Source organism: Streptomyces durmitorensis (assembly GCF_023498005.1).
GTDB classification, from domain to species: Bacteria; Actinomycetota; Actinomycetes; order Streptomycetales; family Streptomycetaceae; genus Streptomyces; species Streptomyces durmitorensis.
The window spans coordinates 6,786,985-6,805,912 of the sequence record NZ_CP097289.1; the positions used below are offsets into that span (position 1 = coordinate 6,786,985).

16 protein-coding genes are annotated in these 18,928 nt (G+C 69.5%); 11 read left to right on the top strand and 5 right to left on the bottom strand.

Annotated elements, in window-relative coordinates:
- Positions 1-9 precede the first annotated feature (9 nt).
- From pspAA to M4V62_RS30255, 4 genes are all read left to right on the top strand, one after another.
- Entirely contained in the window at positions 10-288 is a 279-nt protein-coding gene (gene pspAA / locus M4V62_RS30240) for a PspA-associated protein PspAA (protein WP_249590350.1), read from the top strand.
- A gap of 259 nt (positions 289-547) precedes the next feature.
- Entirely contained in the window at positions 548-1,789 is a 1,242-nt protein-coding gene (locus M4V62_RS30245) for a sensor histidine kinase (protein ID WP_249590351.1), read from the top strand.
- Positions 1,786-2,466: a response regulator gene (locus tag M4V62_RS30250; RefSeq protein WP_249590352.1), complete on the top strand. Its 681-nt coding sequence runs from the start codon at positions 1,786-1,788 to the stop codon at positions 2,464-2,466. Before M4V62_RS30245 ends, M4V62_RS30250 begins: the two co-directional genes overlap by 4 nt.
- A gap of 151 nt (positions 2,467-2,617) precedes the next feature.
- A complete protein-coding gene (locus M4V62_RS30255) occupies positions 2,618-5,758 on the top strand; it encodes an efflux RND transporter permease subunit (RefSeq protein ID WP_249590353.1) in 3,141 nt (1,046 codons plus the stop codon).
- 116 nt (positions 5,759-5,874) lie between these two features.
- On the opposite strand, the gene M4V62_RS30260 is transcribed toward M4V62_RS30255, so the two are convergent.
- Positions 5,875-7,095, bottom strand: a complete 1,221-nt coding sequence (locus tag M4V62_RS30260) for a multidrug effflux MFS transporter (RefSeq protein WP_249590354.1) — start codon at positions 7,093-7,095, stop codon at positions 5,875-5,877.
- A 79-nt stretch (positions 7,096-7,174) separates the two neighbouring features.
- Here M4V62_RS30260 and M4V62_RS30265 point away from each other — a divergent pair, with 79 nt between their 5' ends.
- Positions 7,175-7,666, top strand: coding sequence for a MarR family winged helix-turn-helix transcriptional regulator (locus M4V62_RS30265; RefSeq protein WP_249590355.1), 492 nt, complete (start codon positions 7,175-7,177; stop codon positions 7,664-7,666).
- 49 nt (positions 7,667-7,715) lie between these two features.
- On the opposite strand, the gene nadA is transcribed toward M4V62_RS30265, so the two are convergent.
- Positions 7,716-8,903, bottom strand: a complete 1,188-nt coding sequence (nadA, locus tag M4V62_RS30270; RefSeq protein WP_249590356.1) for a quinolinate synthase NadA — start codon at positions 8,901-8,903, stop codon at positions 7,716-7,718.
- A gap of 308 nt (positions 8,904-9,211) precedes the next feature.
- On the opposite strand from nadA, the gene M4V62_RS30275 reads away from it, so the two are divergent.
- Positions 9,212-9,568 carry a HesB/IscA family protein gene (locus M4V62_RS30275; protein WP_249590357.1) on the top strand — a complete coding sequence of 119 codons (357 nt, stop codon included), beginning with the start codon at positions 9,212-9,214 and terminating at the stop codon, positions 9,566-9,568.
- A 62-nt stretch (positions 9,569-9,630) separates the two neighbouring features.
- Here the strand turns inward: M4V62_RS30275 and M4V62_RS30280 are convergent, their stop codons facing one another.
- Entirely contained in the window at positions 9,631-11,145 is a 1,515-nt protein-coding gene (locus M4V62_RS30280; RefSeq protein ID WP_249590358.1) for a hypothetical protein, read from the bottom strand.
- A gap of 195 nt (positions 11,146-11,340) precedes the next feature.
- Positions 11,341-11,568 carry a hypothetical protein gene (locus tag M4V62_RS30285; protein WP_249593237.1) on the bottom strand — a complete coding sequence of 76 codons (228 nt, stop codon included), beginning with the start codon at positions 11,566-11,568 and terminating at the stop codon, positions 11,341-11,343.
- Between the two features lie 135 nt (positions 11,569-11,703).
- Between M4V62_RS30285 and M4V62_RS30290 the strand changes: the two genes are divergently transcribed.
- A complete protein-coding gene (locus M4V62_RS30290; protein WP_249590359.1) occupies positions 11,704-12,678 on the top strand; it encodes a carbohydrate kinase family protein in 975 nt (324 codons plus the stop codon).
- Here the strand turns inward: M4V62_RS30290 and M4V62_RS30295 are convergent, their stop codons facing one another.
- On the bottom strand, positions 12,679-14,058 hold the full coding sequence (locus M4V62_RS30295) for a cysteine desulfurase/sulfurtransferase TusA family protein (protein WP_249590360.1): 1,380 nt from the start codon (positions 14,056-14,058) through the stop codon (positions 12,679-12,681).
- Between the two features lie 343 nt (positions 14,059-14,401).
- On the opposite strand from M4V62_RS30295, the gene ctaC reads away from it, so the two are divergent.
- From ctaC to M4V62_RS30315, 4 genes are all read left to right on the top strand, one after another.
- Complete coding sequence (gene ctaC, locus M4V62_RS30300; RefSeq protein WP_249590361.1) at positions 14,402-15,364, top strand: aa3-type cytochrome oxidase subunit II; 963 nt, start codon at positions 14,402-14,404, stop codon at positions 15,362-15,364.
- Complete coding sequence (gene ctaD, locus M4V62_RS30305; protein WP_249590362.1) at positions 15,361-17,097, top strand: aa3-type cytochrome oxidase subunit I; 1,737 nt, start codon at positions 15,361-15,363, stop codon at positions 17,095-17,097. Before ctaC ends, ctaD begins: the two co-directional genes overlap by 4 nt.
- Positions 17,094-17,492 (top strand): cytochrome c oxidase subunit 4, encoded by a 399-nt coding sequence (locus tag M4V62_RS30310; RefSeq protein ID WP_249590363.1) that lies wholly within the window; start codon positions 17,094-17,096, stop codon positions 17,490-17,492. The genes ctaD and M4V62_RS30310 overlap by 4 nt, the downstream gene beginning before the upstream one ends.
- A 144-nt stretch (positions 17,493-17,636) precedes the next feature.
- Entirely contained in the window at positions 17,637-18,884 is a 1,248-nt protein-coding gene (locus M4V62_RS30315) for a L,D-transpeptidase (RefSeq protein ID WP_249590364.1), read from the top strand.
- Positions 18,885-18,928 lie beyond the last annotated feature (44 nt).

Here is an 18,928-nt window from a genome sequence, read left to right on the forward strand (position 1 = left end):
GAGGGCGACATGATCGTACGGATCATGGGGGAGGGGCAGGTGAAGCTGGCCGACAGCCACTTCGCCGAACTGAACAAGCTGGACGACGACCTGCTCTCCGAGATGGAGAGCGGCGACGAGTCCGGCTTCCGCCGGACGCTGGGCGCGTTGCTCGACAAGGTCCGGGAGTTGGGTGAACCCCTCCCGGACGACGCCCTCGAACCCTCTGAGCTGATCCTCCCCGCGCCGGACGCGACGCTGGACGAGGTCCGCGACATGCTGAGCGACGACGGCTTGATTCCTGGCTGAGCGCCGTCTTCGCCGCTGCCCTGTCCCGGCGCTTCGCGCCGGATCTTCCCTCCCGCCCACCCGATTACCCGGCGGTCCTGGGCGTGGTGTGAGGCTCGATGCGGGGCAATCGGGTGGGCGGGTGGGAAAGTTCCGGCGCGAAGCGGCGGCACAGGACGCCCAGGGAGACGGAGCTCAGCCGGAACAAGGGCAACGCCCCGCAGGGGCGAGCCGTTCAGACCGGTCCCCGCAGCCCGCAGGGCCCCGTACGGTTTAAGGCGTGACCACTCTCGTGCGAGGCCGCTGTTGGGCCAAGGCGCACCCCCTGGCTGTGGACGCCGCCCTCGCGGCAGCCGTCCTCGTGTGCATGGTCGGCGGTTCGTTCGTCGAGCCGTACGGACATGGCGGCGGCCCCAGTTGGGGCACGCGCACCCCGGGCACGCTCAGCCTCGTCCTGATGCTGCTCGGTGCCGTCGCGCTGGTCTTCCGCCGCCGCGCCCCCTGGATCGTGCTCGCCGCGACCTGCACCGTCTCCGTCATCGATCTGATCACCGGAGAGTTCCGCGGCACCGTCGTGATGAGCGCGGTCATCGCCCTCTACACCGTCGCCGCCACCACCAACCGCCCCACCACCTGGCGCGTCGGCGTGGTCACCATCACCGGGCTCACCGGAGTCGCGATGCTGACGGGCCCCCTGCCCTGGTACGCCCAGGAGAACATCGGCATCTTCGCCTGGACCGGCATGGCCGCGGCGGCCGGTGACGCCGTCCGCAGCCGCCGCGCCTTCGTGGACGCCATACGCGAGCGTGCCGAACGCGCGGAACGCACCCGCGAGGAGGAGGCCCGGCGCCGCGTCGCCGAGGAGCGGCTGCGCATCGCCCGCGACCTGCACGACGTGGTCGCCCACCACATCGCCCTGGTCAACGTCCAGGCGGGCGTGGCGGCCCACGTCATGGACAAGCGGCCCGACCAGGCCAAGGAGGCCCTCTCCCACGTACGCGACGCGAGCCGCTCCGCGCTCAACGAACTGCGCGCCACCGTCGGCCTGTTGCGCCAGACCGGCGACCCCGAGGCACCCACCGAACCCGCGCCGGGCCTGGCCCGCCTCGAAGATCTCGTCGACACCTTCCGGCACGCCGGGCTCCCCGTGGAAGTGGCCGTCAGCGACGACGCGACGGAGCTGCCCGCCGGAGTCGACCTGGCCGCCTACCGCATCATCCAGGAGGCCCTCACGAACGTGCAGAAGCACGCGGGGACGGGCGCCAAGGCCGAGGTCAGCGTCATCCGCGTGGGGCCGAACGCCGAGCTCACGATCCTGGACGACGGAGGGGGCGAGAAGCGGGAGCACAGCGGCGAGAGCGACGGCGGCGGGCACGGCCTCATCGGCATGCGCGAGCGCGTCAGCGCCCTGGGCGGCCGCTGCACCGCCGGACCCCGCTACGGCGGCGGCTTCCGCGTCCATGCGATCCTGCCCGTCACGGCAACGCCGGTCACCCCGGCAGAGGGAGGGACCACCGCGTGACGATCCGGGTGCTGCTCGCCGACGACCAGGCACTGCTGCGCAGCGCGTTCAGGGTGCTCGTCGACTCCGAGCCCGACATGGAGGTCGTCGCCGAGGCGTCGGACGGCGCGGAGGCCGTCGAACTGGCCGCGTCACGGGCCGCCGACGTCGTCCTGATGGACATCCGCATGCCCGGCATGGACGGTCTCGCAGCCACCCGGCTGATCAGCGCGGACCCCGCCCTGGCCCACGTACGCGTGGTCATGCTGACGACCTTCGAGGTCGACGAGTACGTGGTGCAGTCGCTGCGCGCCGGCGCCTCCGGCTTCCTCGGCAAGGGCGCGGAGCCGGACGAGCTGCTCGGCGCGATCCGGATCGCGGCCGCGGGCGACGCGCTGCTCTCCCCGGCGGCGACGAAGGGCCTGATCGCCAAGTTCCTCGCACAGGGCGACAGTTCGGACGGTGACGGCGGGGCGCGCGCGGAGCGGCTCGGCGCGCTCACCGGGCGCGAGCGAGAGGTCCTCGTCCAGGTCGCGGGCGGGCATTCGAACGACGAGATCGCCGAGCGGCTTGAGGTCAGCCCGCTCACGGTGAAGACCCATGTGAACCGCGCGATGGCGAAGCTGGGCGCGCGTGACCGGGCGCAACTCGTCGTCATTGCCTACGAATCGGGCCTGGTACGTCCAAGGGTGGAGTGATTGCGGACGCGACGTACTGCGCCCGCAGTATGTGCCGCATAAGAACGGGTCCACGGTCGGACGATTCCTGCCCTGGACATGGCAGATCGTGTAGGGGGCACCGGCCTGCCGGTGCCCGTTCCTGCGCAGTACGCCACAGAGAGAGACCACCATGTCCTGGCTGTCCCGGTTCAGCCTCGCCCAACGGGCCCTTGTCGGGCTGATATCGATCATCGCGCTCGTCTTCGGCGCGATCGCGATCCCTCAGCTCAAGCAGCAGCTGCTGCCCTCCATCGAACTGCCGATGGTGTCCGTCCTGGCCCCGTATCAGGGCGCGTCCCCCGATGTGGTCGAAAAGCAGGTCGTCGAACCCCTCGAGTCCTCCATCGACGCGGTCGACGGCATCACCGGCATCACCTCCACGGCGAGCGAGGGCAACGCCGTGATCATGGCCCAGTTCGACTACGGCAGCGGCTCCAAGCAGCTCGTCGCCGACGTCCAGCAGGCCGTGAACCGCTCCCGTGCCGAACTCCCCGACGACGTCGACCCGCAGGTCATCGCGGGCTCCACGGACGACATCCCGACCGTGGTCCTCTCCGTCACCTCCGACAAGGACCAGCAGGCGCTCTCCGACCAGCTCGACCGCACCGTCGTCCCCGCCATGGAGGACATCGACGGCGTCGGCCAGGTCACCGTCGACGGCGTGCGCGACCTCCAGGTCGACGTCACCCCCGACGGCAAGAAGCTGGCCAAGGCGGGCCTGACCCCGGCCGCGCTCGGCCAGGCGCTCCAGGCCGGCGGCGCCACGCTCCCCGCGGGCTCCTTCGACGAGGACGGCAAGAACCGCACCGTCCAGGTCGGCGGCGGCTACACCTCCCTGAAGCAGATCCAGGACCTGATGGTCACCCCCGAGGCCAAGCCGGGGGAGCGGCCTGCCAAGCCGGTGCGCCTCGGTGACGTCGCCACCGTCGAGCAGCAGCCCTCGGACGCCACGTCCATCACGCGGACGAACGGCAGGCCCAGCCTCGCCGTCGCGATCACCATGGACCAGGACGGCAGCGCCGTCGCCATCTCCGACGCGGTCAAGGACAAGCTGCCCGACCTGCGCAAGGACCTGGGCGCGGACTCCGACCTGACGGTCGCGAGCGACCAGGGCCCGGCCGTCTCCAAGTCCATCGACGGCCTCACCACCGAGGGCGCCCTCGGCCTGGTCTTCGCGGTCCTCGTCATCCTGGTCTTCCTGGCGTCGATCCGCTCGACGCTGGTCACCGCGGTCTCCATCCCGCTCTCGGTCGTCCTCGCCCTGATCGTGCTGTGGACGAGGGACCTCTCCCTCAACATGCTCACGCTCGGCGCGCTGACCATCGCCATCGGCCGCGTCGTCGACGACTCGATCGTGGTCCTGGAGAACATCAAGCGCCACCTCGGATACGGCGAGGAGCGCGAGGCCGCGATCATCACGGCCGTCAAGGAGGTCGCGGGCGCCGTGACGTCCTCGACCCTGACGACCGTCGCGGTCTTCCTGCCGATCGGCCTGGCCGGCGGCATGGTGGGCGAGCTCTTCGGCTCCTTCTCGCTGACGGTCACGGCGGCGCTCCTGGCGTCCCTGCTCGTCTCGCTGACCGTGGTGCCGGTCCTGTCGTACTGGTTCCTGCGTCCCCCCAAGGACGTCCGCGGCGCCGACCCGGAGGAGGCCCGCCGCAAGGCCGAGGAGAAGGAGGCGAAGAGCAGGCTCCAGCGCTTCTACGTCCCCGTCCTGCGCTTCGCGACGCGGCGCCGCTTCACCAGCCTCGTCATCGCGATCGTGGTCCTCGTGGGCACGTTCGGCATGGCACCGCTCCTGAAGACCAACTTCTTCGACCAGGGCGAGCAGGAAGTCCTGACCATCAAGCAGGAGTTGAAGCCGGGCACCAGCCTCGCGGCGTCCGACGCGTCGGCCAAGAAGGTCGAGAAGATGCTGGACGGCCTCGACGAGATCAAGGACTACCAGGTCACGGTCGGCTCCTCCGGCTTCATGGCCGCCTTCGGCGGCTCCACGGACACCAACCAGGCCTCGTACACCCTGACGCTCAAGGACAAGTCGTCGTACGACAAGACGCAGGACAAGGTCGAGGAGGAGCTCGGCAAGCTCTCCGGCATCGGCCAGACGTCCATCGCGGCCGGTGACGGCTTCGGCAGCCAGGACCTGAGCGTGGTCGTCAAGGCCGCCGACGGCGCTGTGCTGCGCAAGGCGTCCGAGGAGGTCCGCGACGAGGTCGCGAAGATCGACGACGTCACGGACGTCCAGAGCGACCTCTCGCAGAGCATCCCGAGGATCTCGGTCAAGGCCAACTCCAAGGCCGCCGCGGCCGGTTTCAACGACACCACCCTCGGCCAGGCCGTCGCCCAGGCGGTCCGCGGCACCGAGAGCGGCAAGGCGATCCTGGACGACACCGAGCGCGACGTCGTGGTGAAGTCGTCGCAGTCGGCGAAGACGCTCGCCCAGTTGCGCGAGCTGAACCTCGGCTCCGTGAAGCTCGGTGACATCGCCTCGGTCAAGCTGGTCGACGGTCCGGTCTCGATGACCCGCATCGACGGCTCGCGCGCCGCGACGATCACCGCGAAGCCCACCGGTGAGAACACGGGCGCGGTCAGCGCCGACCTCACCAAGAAGCTCGACGCGCTGAAGCTGCCGGACGGCGCCACGGCGTCCATCGGCGGTGTCTCCGAGGACCAGGACGAGGCGTTCGCCTCGCTCGGCCTCGCGATGCTCGCGGCGATCGCGATCGTCTTCATGCTCCTCGTGGCGACGTTCCGCTCGCTCGTCCAGCCGCTGATCCTGCTGGTCTCGATCCCGTTCGCGGCCACGGGCGCGATCGGACTCCTGATTGCCACCGACACCCCGATGGGTGTCCCGGCGATGATCGGCATGCTGATGCTGATCGGCATCGTGGTGACGAACGCGATCGTCCTGATCGACCTGATCAACCAGTACCGCAAGCAGGGTCACGGCGTGGTCGAGGCAGTCATCGAGGGTGGCCGCCACCGCCTGCGCCCGATCCTCATGACGGCCCTGGCGACGATCTTCGCCCTGCTCCCGATGGCCCTCGGCATCACGGGCGAGGGCGGCTTCATCGCCCAGCCGCTCGCGGTGGTGGTCATCGGCGGCCTGATCACGTCGACGCTCCTCACGCTCCTCCTGGTCCCGACGCTGTACGCGATGGTGGAACTCCGCAAGGAGAAGAGGCGCACGAAGCGCGAGGCGAAGAGGGCAAAGAAGGCCGGCATCGCGCCTGAGCAGCCCTCCGAGGACACGGAGCCCGCCAAGGTCTAGAAGCGGCAGCCGCCCCGTTGTGGGCAGGCGTTCCGCAGGGCGATGGGGGTCCCCCCGCTCGAGCGCAGCCGAGAGTGGGGGAGGGTGGGCACCACACCGAAGCTGCCGGACAAGGTCTAACCAAGGCGCCCAGCACCACTGACGACGGGGTGCCCCTCATCCAGAGGGGCACCCCGTCCGCGTACGCCCACTGCAAGTGCCAGCACGGCAGCCCCGCTGCACAGCGTCATCCCGACGAACAGCGGCACCGCGGTGGAATCCCCGCCGAGCCCCACCAGCGGCGCGACCACCGCGCCCAACGCGCTCTGGGCGGTGCCGAGCAGGGCGGACCCCACCCCGGAGGCGTACGGCACCCGCGCGAGAGCCAGCGCCGCGGAGTTCGCCACCACCAGGCCGAGCCCGCCGCACACCACGGCCAGGAGCGCCAGGCAGAGCGCCGTCGTGAGCAGCCCCGCCGCCGTGACGGCCAGCAGCACGGCCGACCCGCAGAGCATCGCCAACAGCCCGCCCCGCAGCAGCACTTCGGGAGCGATCCGCCCCACGAGACGGGCCCCCGCCGCGCTGGACAGCGTCGCCACCACGGCCCCGCCGGAGAAGGCGACGGACGAGGCCCCCACGCCCATCCCCAGCACGTTCTGCAGCAGGAACGGCGACCCGGCGATGTAGCAGAACAGCATCCCGAACCCGAAGGTGAAGGCGAGCGTGTAGCCCACGTACGCCCGATCGCCGAGGACCGCACGGACCGAAGCCGCCACCTGCCGCACCCCGCCCGCCTGCCGCCGCTCCGTGGGCAGACTCTCCGGTACGCCGACCACGACCGTCAGTGTCACGAGCGACGACACTCCGGCGAGCACCCAGAACACGCCACGCCACCCCGCGGCCCCGATCACCGCGCCGCCCGCCAGCGGGGCGATGATCGGCGCGATCCCGGCCAGCGTCATGAGCACCCCGAACAGCCGTGCCGCGGCGGCCCCTTGGACCCGGTCCGCGACCACGGCCCGGCTGATCACGACGCCCGCAGCCCCGCTGAACCCGGTCACGAACCGCAGCGCGACCAGCCACCCCAGCGAGGGCGCCACGGCGCACAGCGCGGTCCCCGCGGTGCACACGGCCGCGCCCGCGAGCAGCGGCGCCCGCCTGCCGTACCGGTCGGAGAGCGGCCCGAAGACGAGATGCCCGAGCGTCATGCCGACCAGGAACGCGGTCAGCGTGAGCTGCACCCCGGAGGCGTCGGTGTGCAGTTCGTCGGCCATCCGCGGGAAGGCCGGGAGGTACATGTCGGTCGAGAGCGGACCGATGAACGAGAGCAGCGCGAGCGCGGCGGTGAGCAAGGGCATGGCGGAGGGACCTCCCGGAGTCGAGGCACGGTAGAGATGCAGATACTTATATAAGTATCTGGAACGCTAGCATGGGGGCGTGACCGAGCAGAGGAACGCGCAGGACGACGAGGCCGACCGCAGGCTCTTCCAGCACGCCAGGGAGCTGACCCCCGCGCTGTACGCGCTCTCGCGGGTCCTGCGCTTCCAGGGCATGGAGGAGGCGGGCCTGTGGCGACTGCCCCCGTCGGAGCTGGAGTTGATGCGCTACGTCCACGCGGAACCGGGTGTGACGGTGAGCGTCCTGGCCCGTGAACTGGGCCTGCACGCCAGCAATGTGAGCGCCACGGTCCGCGGTCTGGTCAACGCGGGGCACCTGGAGCGCGAGAAGGACCCGAACGACGGCCGGGTGGTGCGCCTGAAGCCGACCCTCAAGGCGGAGCAGGGCATGGCCCTGATCGAGAACGCCTGGGCGGAGATCTTCGCCGACGCGCTCGCCACGCTCTCCGAGGAGCAGCTGGCGGCGCTGGTCGCGTCCGTGCCGGCCCTGGAGGCGCTGGGCGGCGCGCTCAAGGAGCGTAGAACGCGGTAAGGGGCACCCGCAATGGCGAGTGCCCCTTACCGCAGAAGAACAAGCGGCCCTACGGCAGCGCGAGCATCCGCTCCAGCGCCAGCTTCGCGAACTGCTCGGTCTCGCGGTCGACCTCGATCTGGTTGACCAGCTTGCCCTCGGCGAGGGATTCGAGCGCCCAGACCAGGTGCGGCAGGTCGATCCGGTTCATGGTCGAGCAGAAGCAGACCGTCTTGTCGAGGAAGACGATCTCCTTGTCATCGGCGGCGAAACGGTTCGCCAGGCGCCGTACGAGATTCAGCTCGGTCCCGATCGCCCACTTGGAACCGGCGGGGGCCGCCTGAAGGGTCTGGATGATGTGCTCCGTGGAGCCCACGTAGTCCGCCGCGGCCACGACCTCGTGCTTGCACTCGGGGTGCACCAGGACGTTGACGCCGGGGATCCGCGCGCGCACGTCCTCCACGGACTCCAGCGAGAAGCGCCCGTGCACCGAGCAGTGCCCGCGCCACAGGATCATCTTCGCGTCCCGCAGCTGCTCGACGGTCAGGCCGCCGTTCGGCTTGTGCGGGTTGTAGAGGACGCAGTCGTCGAGCGAGAAGCCCATGTCGCGGACCGCGGTGTTGCGCCCGAGGTGCTGGTCGGGAAGGAACAGCACCTTCTCGCCCTGCTCATAGGCCCACTCCAGGGCGCGCTTGGCGTTGGACGAGGTGCAGATCGTCCCGCCGTGCTTGCCGGTGAAGGCCTTGATGTCGGCCGACGAGTTCATGTACGAGACGGGCACGACCTGCTCGGCTATCCCGGCCTCGGTCAGCACGTCCCAGCACTCCGCGACCTGCTCGGCGGTGGCCATGTCAGCCATCGAGCAGCCGGCGGCCAGGTCGGGCAGGACGACCTTCTGGTCGTCGGTGGTCAGGATGTCCGCGGACTCGGCCATGAAGTGCACGCCGCAGAAGACGATGTACTCGGCCTCCGGCTTGGCGGCCGCGTCCTTGGCCAGCTTGAAGGAGTCGCCGGTGACATCCGCGAACTGGATGACCTCGTCGCGCTGGTAGTGGTGGCCGAGCACGAAGACCTTGTCGCCGAGCTTCTCCTTGGCGGCACGGGCGCGCTCGACCAGGTCGGGGTCGGAGGGCGACGGCAGATCGCCGGGGCACTCCACGCCGCGCTCGCTCCTGGGGTCGGCCTCGCGGCCGAGCAGCAGCAGGGCGAGCGGCGTCGGCTGGACGTCGAGGTCCACGGGGGGCTGGGCGGTGGTCACGAGACACGCACCCTTTCTTCGAAATTAATGAGCGCGGCGACAGCCGCTCCAGTGGAGCCGGTGCTTGCACCGGGAGCTTTTCGTCTAATTGACGTTATCTATCATAACCGCTTCACGTCAGTTTGACGATGGCCATCGTGTCGATGTGACGCGTTCGCCTTCGACGGGCCGATGCCCCGCGAGGCGGCATGTGCGAGCATGAAGGGACCGACAGCCGAGAGACACAGCACTCGGCCCGGAATGAATCCGCGGCCCCGCCGGTTGCAACCGTCGGCAAGCAGTCTCCGTACAACCCGGGAGAGAAGCAGATGTCCGTATCGGACGAGACCACCACCGTGAGCGACGGCATCCTCCTGTCCGACGCCGCCGCGGGCAAGGTCAAGGGCCTTCTTGAGCAGGAGGGCCGGGACGACCTGGCGCTGCGCGTCGCCGTTCAGCCCGGCGGCTGCTCGGGCCTTCGCTACCAGCTGTTCTTCGACGAGCGCTCGCTCGACGGCGACGTCGTCAAGGACTTCGACGGCGTGAAGGTCGTCACCGACCGGATGAGCGCTCCGTACCTGGGCGGCGCCTCCATCGACTTCGTCGACACCATCGAGAAGCAGGGCTTCACGATCGACAACCCGAACGCCACGGGCTCCTGCGCCTGCGGCGACTCGTTCAGCTAGATCCGTACATACGAAGGCGGCCCCCGAAGAACTTCGGGGGCCGCCTTCGTATGGCTGGGGAGTTACTTGCGCGGCACCGTCGCGCCGCCCTCCGCGTCCACGACCTTGCGGTCGCCCAGCGGCTCGTCCAGGGTCACGGTCTCCGTGAACTCCTTGGCGATCATGATGCAGACCTCGCCCTTCTTGTGGGTCTCGGTCACCTTCACGCGCACGCTGCCCTTGCTCTCGTCGGCCGACGCGGCGTAGTCACTGCACACGCCGCCCCAGAAGTGCACCGTCAGGGACTTGCCGTCCGCGCTGTAGGACTCCACGTGCAAGGGCGGGTCCTGCTGGCCCGTGCCCGGCTGCTCGGTGGGCGTCGGGGTGGGGGACGGCGTGCTCGGCGAGGTGAGGAACTTCGGTTCCACCGCCGGGTGCGTCACCGTGAAGGAGTCCTTCGCGCCCTGCGGCTTCACGTCGAACAGCCAGGCGGGCACGAGCGTCTGGCGCCCGTCCACGAAGTGCACGGCGAGCCCGAACGTGGCGTCCTTGACCGTGACCGGCTGCGGCTTCGGAGGCGCGGAGGAGGGCTCCTCGCAGGGCGCCTTCGTCCGGTCGTCGCCCGCGGGGCCGCCCGAGCCTTCCGAGCTGTCCGCCGTGTCGCCGTCGGCGTTCGGCACCGCCGACGCGCAGCCGCCGATGCCTACGCGGCCGTCGCCGCCGCCCGACTTGTTGAGCTGCTCCAGGGTCTCGCCGGCGCTGATCACCGGGTACGTGTGGCCCTTCTCCGGCGCCTTCAACTGGCCGCTGCCGCCGACCACTTGGCCGTCCGAGCCGACCTGGATGCCGGTCGACCAGCCGTACGTCGGGAGTCCGCCCACCTTCGGGTCGGCGTTCACCACCCGTACGCCGCCCATGAGTTGGCGGGCGTCCAGCTTCGCGTCGTCCTGGCCCACGGCCTTCAGGACCGGCGCCGCGGCCTTCTTCGCCGCGCTCTCGCCGACCGCGTCACCCTCGCCGTTCGGCGCGGTGGACGTCTCCGAACAGGGCTTGCCCTTCGGGCAGTTGTCGCTGCCGCCGGTGGCGTACCGCGTGAACGTCCAGGTGCCCGGCGCCTGCTTGCCCACCTGGAGCGAGGGCCCGGAGCCGTCCTTGGTGGGGCCGATCTTCCAGGCGCCGCCTTGCGAGGTGGGCTTCCCCGTGACGCCGAGCGCCTTGGCGAGATCGATGACCTGGTCCTGGCTGACCGTGCCCCGCGCGTGGTAGACGGGCGCCGACTCGGGGCCGTCGGGCAGCTTGCCCTCGGCGCGGTAGGTGGCGCCGTTCGGGTCGGGCTCGCCCGGGGCGATGCCCTCGGTGCCGCCTTCCTGCCGGTCGCCGTCCGTGTGTCCGTCGAGGGCGAGCGGCGGGGGAGTGCCGCTGTCGCCGGCGGGAGAACTGCCGTTGCCGTTGCCGCCGCTGCCGCCTGACGCGGTCGCGGCGAAGTAGGCCCCGCCGCCACCGACGAGCAGCACCGTGGCCGCCACCGACGCGACGGCGAGGCGGGAACGCCGCCGGTGCTGCTCGGCCGCGTCGTTACCGGATCGCTCGGTGCTCACCGCATCGCTCCTTCGACTGCACTGCTGTCCCTGGAGGCCCGTGTGTGGGCCTCGTTCGTATTCCGCGTCCCCTTTACGGGGGACAGCGGTGGGACGCAGCGGGGGAGCGCGCGGTTCCCTCGGCGCGCGCCGATACCTCCGGGCCGGTGCGCCGACCGGCCCTCGTCTCCGTCGCGGCTGCGCGGTCGCCGCTGCTCAGTCGCCGTACTCGGACATGCCGTCGATCAGCCGGGCGGAGGCGGGCGGGACGCTGACCCCGTGGATCAGCGCGGGCGACACCGGGGCGGGCCGGGCGGCCGCGGGGGTCACCCAGTGCGGGGCCATGCGGGCGCAGTCGCCGCGCAGGGTCTCCATGTTCTCCGGGGGTTCGGAGGGCAGCTCGACGGGACGTGCGGTGACGACATGCTTCGAGATAACGGCCATATCCGCACCGTACGCATCGCACACCTCGCGAAAAAAGACCTACTAACGGGTAGTTTGGCCTCTTCAGCGAGGGTGCCCTGACCCGGTAGCGTGAACTGTCAATCCCTTGCCTCTCCTCCACAGGAGCATGCCGTCGTGCGTATCGCAGTCACCGGCTCCATCGCCACCGACCACCTGATGACCTTCCCCGGCCGCTTCGCCGACCAACTGGTCGCGGATCAGCTGCACACGGTTTCTCTCTCTTTCCTGGTCGACGCCCTAGACGTACGAAGGGGAGGCGTCGCCGCCAACATCTGCTTCGGCATGGGCCAGCTCGGCACCGACCCGATCCTGGTCGGAGCCGCGGGCTCGGACTTCGGCGAGTACCGCGCCTGGCTCGACCGGCACGGCGTGGACACGGCATCGGTCCGCATCTCCGAGACGCTGCACACGGCCCGCTTCGTGTGCACGACGGACGCCGACCACAACCAGATCGGGTCGTTCTACACGGGTGCCATGAGCGAGGCCCGCCTGATCGAACTGAAGACCGTGGCCGACCGCGTGAGCGGTCTCGACCTGGTCCTCATCGGCGCGGACGACCCCGAGGCGATGATGCGCCACACCGAGGAGTGCCGCACGCGCGAGATCCCCTTCGCCGCGGACTTCTCCCAGCAGATCGCGCGCATGGACGGCGACGAGATCCGCACGCTCCTCGACGGCTCCACCTACCTCTTCTCGAACGAGTACGAGAAGGGGCTCATCGAGTCCAAGACCGGCTGGAGCGACGCGGAGATCCTCTCCAAGGTCGGCCACCGCGTGACGACCCTCGGCTCGCGCGGCGTGCGCATCGAGTCCACGGGCCAGGACCCGATCGAGGTCGGCGTCCCCGAGGAAGAGGCGAAGGTCGAGCCGACCGGCGTCGGCGACGCCTTCCGCGCCGGCTTCCTGTCGGGCCTGGCATGGGGCGTCTCCCACGAGCGCGCGGCGCAGGTCGGCTGCATGCTCGCCACCCTGGTCATCGAGACCGTCGGCACCCAGGAGTACGAGCTCCAGCGCAGCAACTTCATGGACCGCTTCACCAAGGCGTACGGCCATGAGGCCGCGTCCGAGGTCCAGGCCCACCTGGTCTAGTCAGGAGCTCCGGCGGACCACATAGGCAGCGCCGTGGTCCGCCGGCTCCTCACCCACGTACTCCTGGCCCCGCATCTGGCACCACGCCGGGATGTCGAGCCGCGCCGCCTCGTCGTCCGCGAGGACCGTGACGGTGCCGCCCACCGGCACGTCCCCGATGACCTTCGCGAGCTCGATGACGGGGAGCGGGCAGCGCTTGCCGAGCGCGTCGACGACGAGGGAAGCGGACTCGGCGCCCGACGTCGGCGCCTCGGGAGCGCCCAGTTGTTCGCGCACTCCGGCCACCACGCCCGGCAGCACGTCCAGAAAACGCTCGACGTCAGCTTCCTGCGTCCCCCGTGGGAGTGACACCCGGACGTTGCCCTCACTCAGTACGCCCATCGCCTTCAGGACGTGGCTGGGGGTCAGCGTCGAGCTGGTGCAGGAGGAGCCGGAGGAGACCGAGAACCCGGCCCGGTCCAGCTCGTGCAGCACGGTCTCCCCGTCGACATAGAGACACGAGAAGGTCACCAGGTGGGGCAGGCGCCGCACCGGATCGCCCACCACCTCCACGTCCGGCACAAGGCCCGGCACCCGCGCCCGGATCCGCTCCGTCAACTCCCGCAGCCGTGCGCCCTCCTCGGCGGCCTCGGCCTGCACGGCGCGCAGCGAGGCCGCGGCGGCGACCACCGCCGGGATGTTCTCGAAGCCCGGGGCGCGCCCCGACTCCCGCTCGTCGGCCGGGCCTTGCGGGGCGAACCGCACCCCCTTGCGCACGACGAGCAGCCCCACGCCCGCGGGCCCGCCCCACTTGTGGGCGCTCGCGGCGAGCAGCGACCACTCCCCGCCCACCCGGCCCCACGGCAGCGACTGCGCCGCGTCCACCAGGAGCGGCACCCCGGCGGCGCGACACGCCGAAGCGACATCGGCCACCGGCTGCTCCGTGCCCACCTCGTGGTTGGCGGACTGGAGGCAGGCGAGCGCCGTGTCGGGGCGCAGGGCAGCGGCGTACGAGGCCGACGGCACCGCACCGGCGCGGTCCACCGGGACCTCCGTCACCGTCCCCCCGTCGGCTTCGAGGGCCGCCGCCGCATGGAGCACCGAGGAGTGCTCGACCGCCGACACCACCAGATGCCGCCCGACACGCCGACGCCCCGCGAGCGCCCCGGCGATCCCGGAGTGCACGGACCGGGTGCCGGAAGAGGTGAAGGACAGCTCGTCGGGGCGGCAGCCCACCGCGTCGGCGGCGGCCTCCCGCGCGGCATCGAGCAGCAGCCGGGCCCGCCGCCCCTCCCGATAGAGCCGCGCGGGATCGGCCCACCCCTCGTCGAGCGAGGCCTGCAGCGCCTGCCGGGCCACGGGGTGGAGGGGAGCGGAGGAGGCGACATCGAAGTAGGGCACAGGGCAACGCTAGAACGTCCGCCCGAGGAAGCACTCCGGGGGAGCGCCCCGAAGAGGCGCGGGGAACTGCGCGACAAGCCACGACGAACCCGCGGCCGCAAAGCAAGAGACCCCGCCGAGTTACTGGGCGCCCGACCCCCCGTCAGAAAGGAGTGGACGGCGGGGGGCCCACCCTCCCGAGTGACCCGCGGCGCGTTAGGCACCCTCCCCGCGCGACCCCAAATAGCGTCCAGTAAGGTTTGGCCCGCATAAACATCCAAACCCCTGCCCGCCGCAGGGCGGCGACCGACCACCGAGAAGGCCGCAGCCGAAGCGCGGGCCGAGACTCTCGGGAAGGCGCTACGTGAGTCCCAACGGCTCCGACCGCTCGTCGCGGCGCCCGATGCGGCGGAAGCTGCCGCAGGTGCTGACTGCGGGCCTGATCCTTGCAACCGCCACCGGTTGCACATACAAGGACTTTCCCCGCCTTGGTATGCCCACCCCCGTAACGGAAGAGGCTCCACGGATCCTCTCCCTCTGGCAGGGCTCGTGGGCGGCAGCGCTCGCCACGGGCGTGCTGGTCTGGGGTCTGATCCTGTGGAGTGTCATCTTCCACCGGCGCAGCCGCACCAAGGTGGAGGTACCTCCGCAGACGCGTTACAACATGCCCATCGAGGCGCTCTACACGGTGGTGCCTCTCATCATCGTCTCGGTGCTCTTCTACTTCACGGCCCGTGATGAGACGAAGCTCCTCGCTCTGGAGGACAAGCCCGCCCACACGGTCAACGTGGTCGGCTACCAGTGGAGCTGGGGCTTCAACTACATCGAGGACGTGCCGGGTTCCAACAAGGACGACGCGAAGACGGCCAAGGAGCTGGAGGCCATCCCGGACAAGTTCCGCGATGCGTTCCCGTCCAACGCCGGCGGCGTCTACGACGTCGGTACGCCCGGCCAGCGGAACCCGCAGAACGGCAACCCCGGCCCGACCCTCTGGCTCCCCAAGGGCGAGAAGGTCCGGTTCGTGCTGACTTCGCGTGACGTCATCCACTCCTTCTGGGTGGTGCCGTTCCTCATGAAGCAGGACGTCATCCCGGGCCACACGAACGCCTTCGAGGTGACTCCGAACAAGGAGGGCACCTTCATGGGCAAGTGCGCCGAGCTCTGCGGTGTCGACCACTCCCGGATGCTCTTCAACGTCAAGGTCGTTTCCCCCGAGCGCTACCAGAAGCACCTCGAGGACCTGGCGAAGAAGAACCAGACCGGTTACATCCCGGCCGGCATCGAGCAGACGAAGCACGAGAAGAACCGGGAGACGAACAACCTGTGAGCATCCTCAACGAACCTCAGGGTGCCGCGGCAGCAGAAGACTCATTCGAGAACGAGCTGCCGGTACGGCGCGCACAGCCGGGCGCTGTGGTCATCAAGTGGCTGACGACCACCGACCACAAGACGATCGGCACGCTCTACCTGGTCACGTCGTTCGCGTTCTTCTGCATCGGCGGCGTCATGGCGCTCTTCATGCGCGCCGAACTCGCTCGTCCCGGCTCGCAGATCATGTCGAACGAGCAGTTCAACCAGGCGTTCACGATGCACGGCACGATCATGCTGCTGATGTTCGCGACGCCGCTGTTCGCCGGATTCGCGAACTGGATCATGCCGCTGCAGATCGGCGCGCCCGACGTGGCGTTCCCGCGGCTGAACATGTTCGCGTACTGGCTGTACCTCTTCGGCTCGCTCATCGCGGTGGCCGGCTTCCTCACCCCGCAGGGTGCGGCCGACTTCGGCTGGTTCGCCTACTCCCCGCTGTCGGACGCCGTCCGCTCGCCGGGTATCGGCGCCGACATGTGGATCATGGGTCTGGCCTTCTCCGGCTTCGGCACGATCCTCGGCTCGGTCAACTTCATCACCACGATCATCTGCATGCGCGCTCCTGGCATGACGATGTTCCGGATGCCGATCTTCGTGTGGAACGTCCTGCTGACCGCGGTTCTGGTCCTGCTGGCCTTCCCGGTTCTGGCCGCCGCGCTGTTCGCCCTGGAGGCGGACCGTAAATTCGGTGCCCATATCTTCGACGCGGCCAATGGCGGCGCGCTGCTATGGCAACACCTCTTCTGGTTCTTCGGCCATCCAGAGGTGTACATCATCGCGCTGCCATTCTTCGGAATCATTTCCGAAGTCATCCCGGTCTTCTCCCGGAAGCCGATGTTCGGCTACATGGGCCTGATCGGCGCGACGATCGCCATCGCGGGTCTCTCCGTGACCGTGTGGGCGCACCACATGTACGTCACCGGTGGCGTGCTCCTACCGTTCTTCTCCTTCATGACGTTCTTGATCGCTGTCCCAACAGGCGTGAAGTTCTTCAACTGGATCGGAACGATGTGGAAGGGCTCACTGAGTTTCGAGACACCGATGCTCTGGGCCGTCGGCTTCCTGATCACCTTCACCTTCGGTGGTCTGACCGGCGTCATCCTGGCCTCGCCGCCGATGGACTTCCACGTCTCGGACTCGTACTTCGTGGTCGCGCACTTCCACTACGTCGTCTTCGGCACCGTGGTCTTCGCGATGTTCTCCGGATTCCACTTCTGGTGGCCGAAGTTCACCGGCAAGATGCTGGACGAGCGGCTCGGCAAGATCACCTTCTGGACGCTGTTCATCGGCTTCCACGGCACGTTCCTGGTGCAGCACTGGCTGGGTGCCGAGGGCATGCCGCGTCGTTACGCGGACTACCTCGCGGCCGACGGTTTCACCGCGCTGAACACGATCTCGACGATCGCCTCGTTCCTGCTGGGTCTGTCGATCCTGCCGTTCTTCTACAACATCTGGAAGACCGCCAAGTACGGCAAGAAGATCGAGGTCGACGACCCGTGGGGCTACGGCCGCTCGCTCGAGTGGGCGACGTCCTGCCCGCCGCCGCGGCACAACTTCCTCACCCTGCCGCGGATCCGTTCCGAATCCCCGGCGTTCGACCTGCATCACCCTGAGATCGCGGCTCTCGACCAGCTCGAGAACAGCGGCCACGGTGACAAGGCGCTCGCGGGCGGCAAGGAGGCCGGCAAGTGAAGGTCCAAGGCAAGATGTTCATCTGGCTGAGCGTCTTCGTGCTCGCCATGGCGATCGTCTACGGCTGGTGGTCCAAGGAGCCGGCCGGTACGACCGCGCTGTTCCTGGCCTTCGGCCTGTGCATCATGATCGGCTACTACCTGGCCTTCACGGCCCGGCGTGTCGACGCGGCCGCACAGGACAACAAGGAGGCCGACGTAGCGGACGAGGCCGGCGAGGTGGGCTTCTTCAGCCCGCACAGCTGGCAGCCGCTCTCGCTGGCCATCGGTGGCGCGCTCGCCTTCATGGGAGTCGTCTTCGGCTGGTGGCTGCTGTACTTCTCGTTCCCGATCCTGATGATCGGCCTCTTCGGCTGGGTCTTCGAGTACTACCGGGGCGAGAACCAGACCCAGTGAGTCTGTGATCTCCCGCTTCACCGAAGGGCCCGGACCCTCCTGACGGAGTGTCCGGGCCCTTCGGCGTGTCGCGCTTGACACCGCTCGACACTCGGACGGGTCACTCGGCGCGCCAGAGCCGATGAACCTTCATACCGTGTGTTCATGAGCCACTCACCGCGAATCCGCACGGTACTGAGCTGCTCCATGCTGGTGGCCGCCCTCGGGGTGGGAACCACGGCGTGCGGCAGCTCCGACGGCCATCCGCTCTCGGCGAAGCCGTACGACGCGGCAGGCCAGATCGCCTTCAACAGCCCGGCGGGCAGCCAGAAGGCGGATCCGGACAAGCCCTTGGAGGTCACCGCCCAGGGCGAGGACGGGCGCATCACCGATGTGACGGCCACCGACGCGATGGGGCGGTACGTGGCCGGTGAACTCGCCGCCGACGGCGCCCGTTGGCACAGCACGGCGCCCCTCGCGGCCGGCGCGCACTACACGGTGCGGGTGAGCACCGAGGACGAGGAAGGGTCGCCGGGCCGCAAGGTCATGAACTTCGACACAGGCGTCCCGACCAAGAAGAAGCGCCTCGACGTCACCTTCGGCCCCGACTCGGGCAAGTACGGCGTCGGCCAGCCCGTCACGGCCAAGCTCAGCGCCAAGGTGAAGGACAAGAAGGCGCGGGCCATCGTGGAGCGCGCGCTGAAGGTCGACACGCAGCCCGCCACGAACGGCGCCTGGCACTGGGTGGACAGCAAGACGCTGCACTACCGCCCCAAGGAGTACTGGCCCACGGGCGCGACCATCAACGTACGGAGCAACCTCGAGGGCATCAAGGTTCGCGACAGGCTCTGGGGCGGCGACGCCAAGCCGCTGAAGCTGTCCATCGGCGACCGCATCGAGGCCGTCACGGACGCGGGGTCGCACTACATGACGGTCTACCGCAACGGCGAGGAGATCAACTCCATGCCGGTGACGACGGGCAAGCCCGGCTACTCCACGCGCAACGGCGTCAAGGTGGTGCTGGGCAAGGAGTACTCCGTACGTATGACCAGTGCCAGCATCGGCGCATCGGACTTCTACGACAAGATGGTCTACTACGCGACGCGGGTCACCGACTCCGGTGAGTACGTGCACGCCGCGCCCTGGTCGGTCGGTTCGCAGGGCTACGCGAACACCAGCCACGGCTGCACCGGCATGAGCACCGGCGACGCCGCCTGGTTCTACGAGACCGTCCGGCAGGGCGACATCGTGAAGGTCGTCAACAGCTATGGCGCGGACATGGACCCGTTCGGCAACGGCTTCGGCGACTGGAACGTCGACTGGAAGGACTGGCGGGACGGCAGCGCCCTGCTGGGCGGCGCCAAGGAAGGCCCCACGGCCCTCGACGCGGCCCGGCTGCGGCCGCAGGTCTAGCAGCTCCGCAGAGAGCACAGAACAGCACAGAAGGCCCCGTGCCG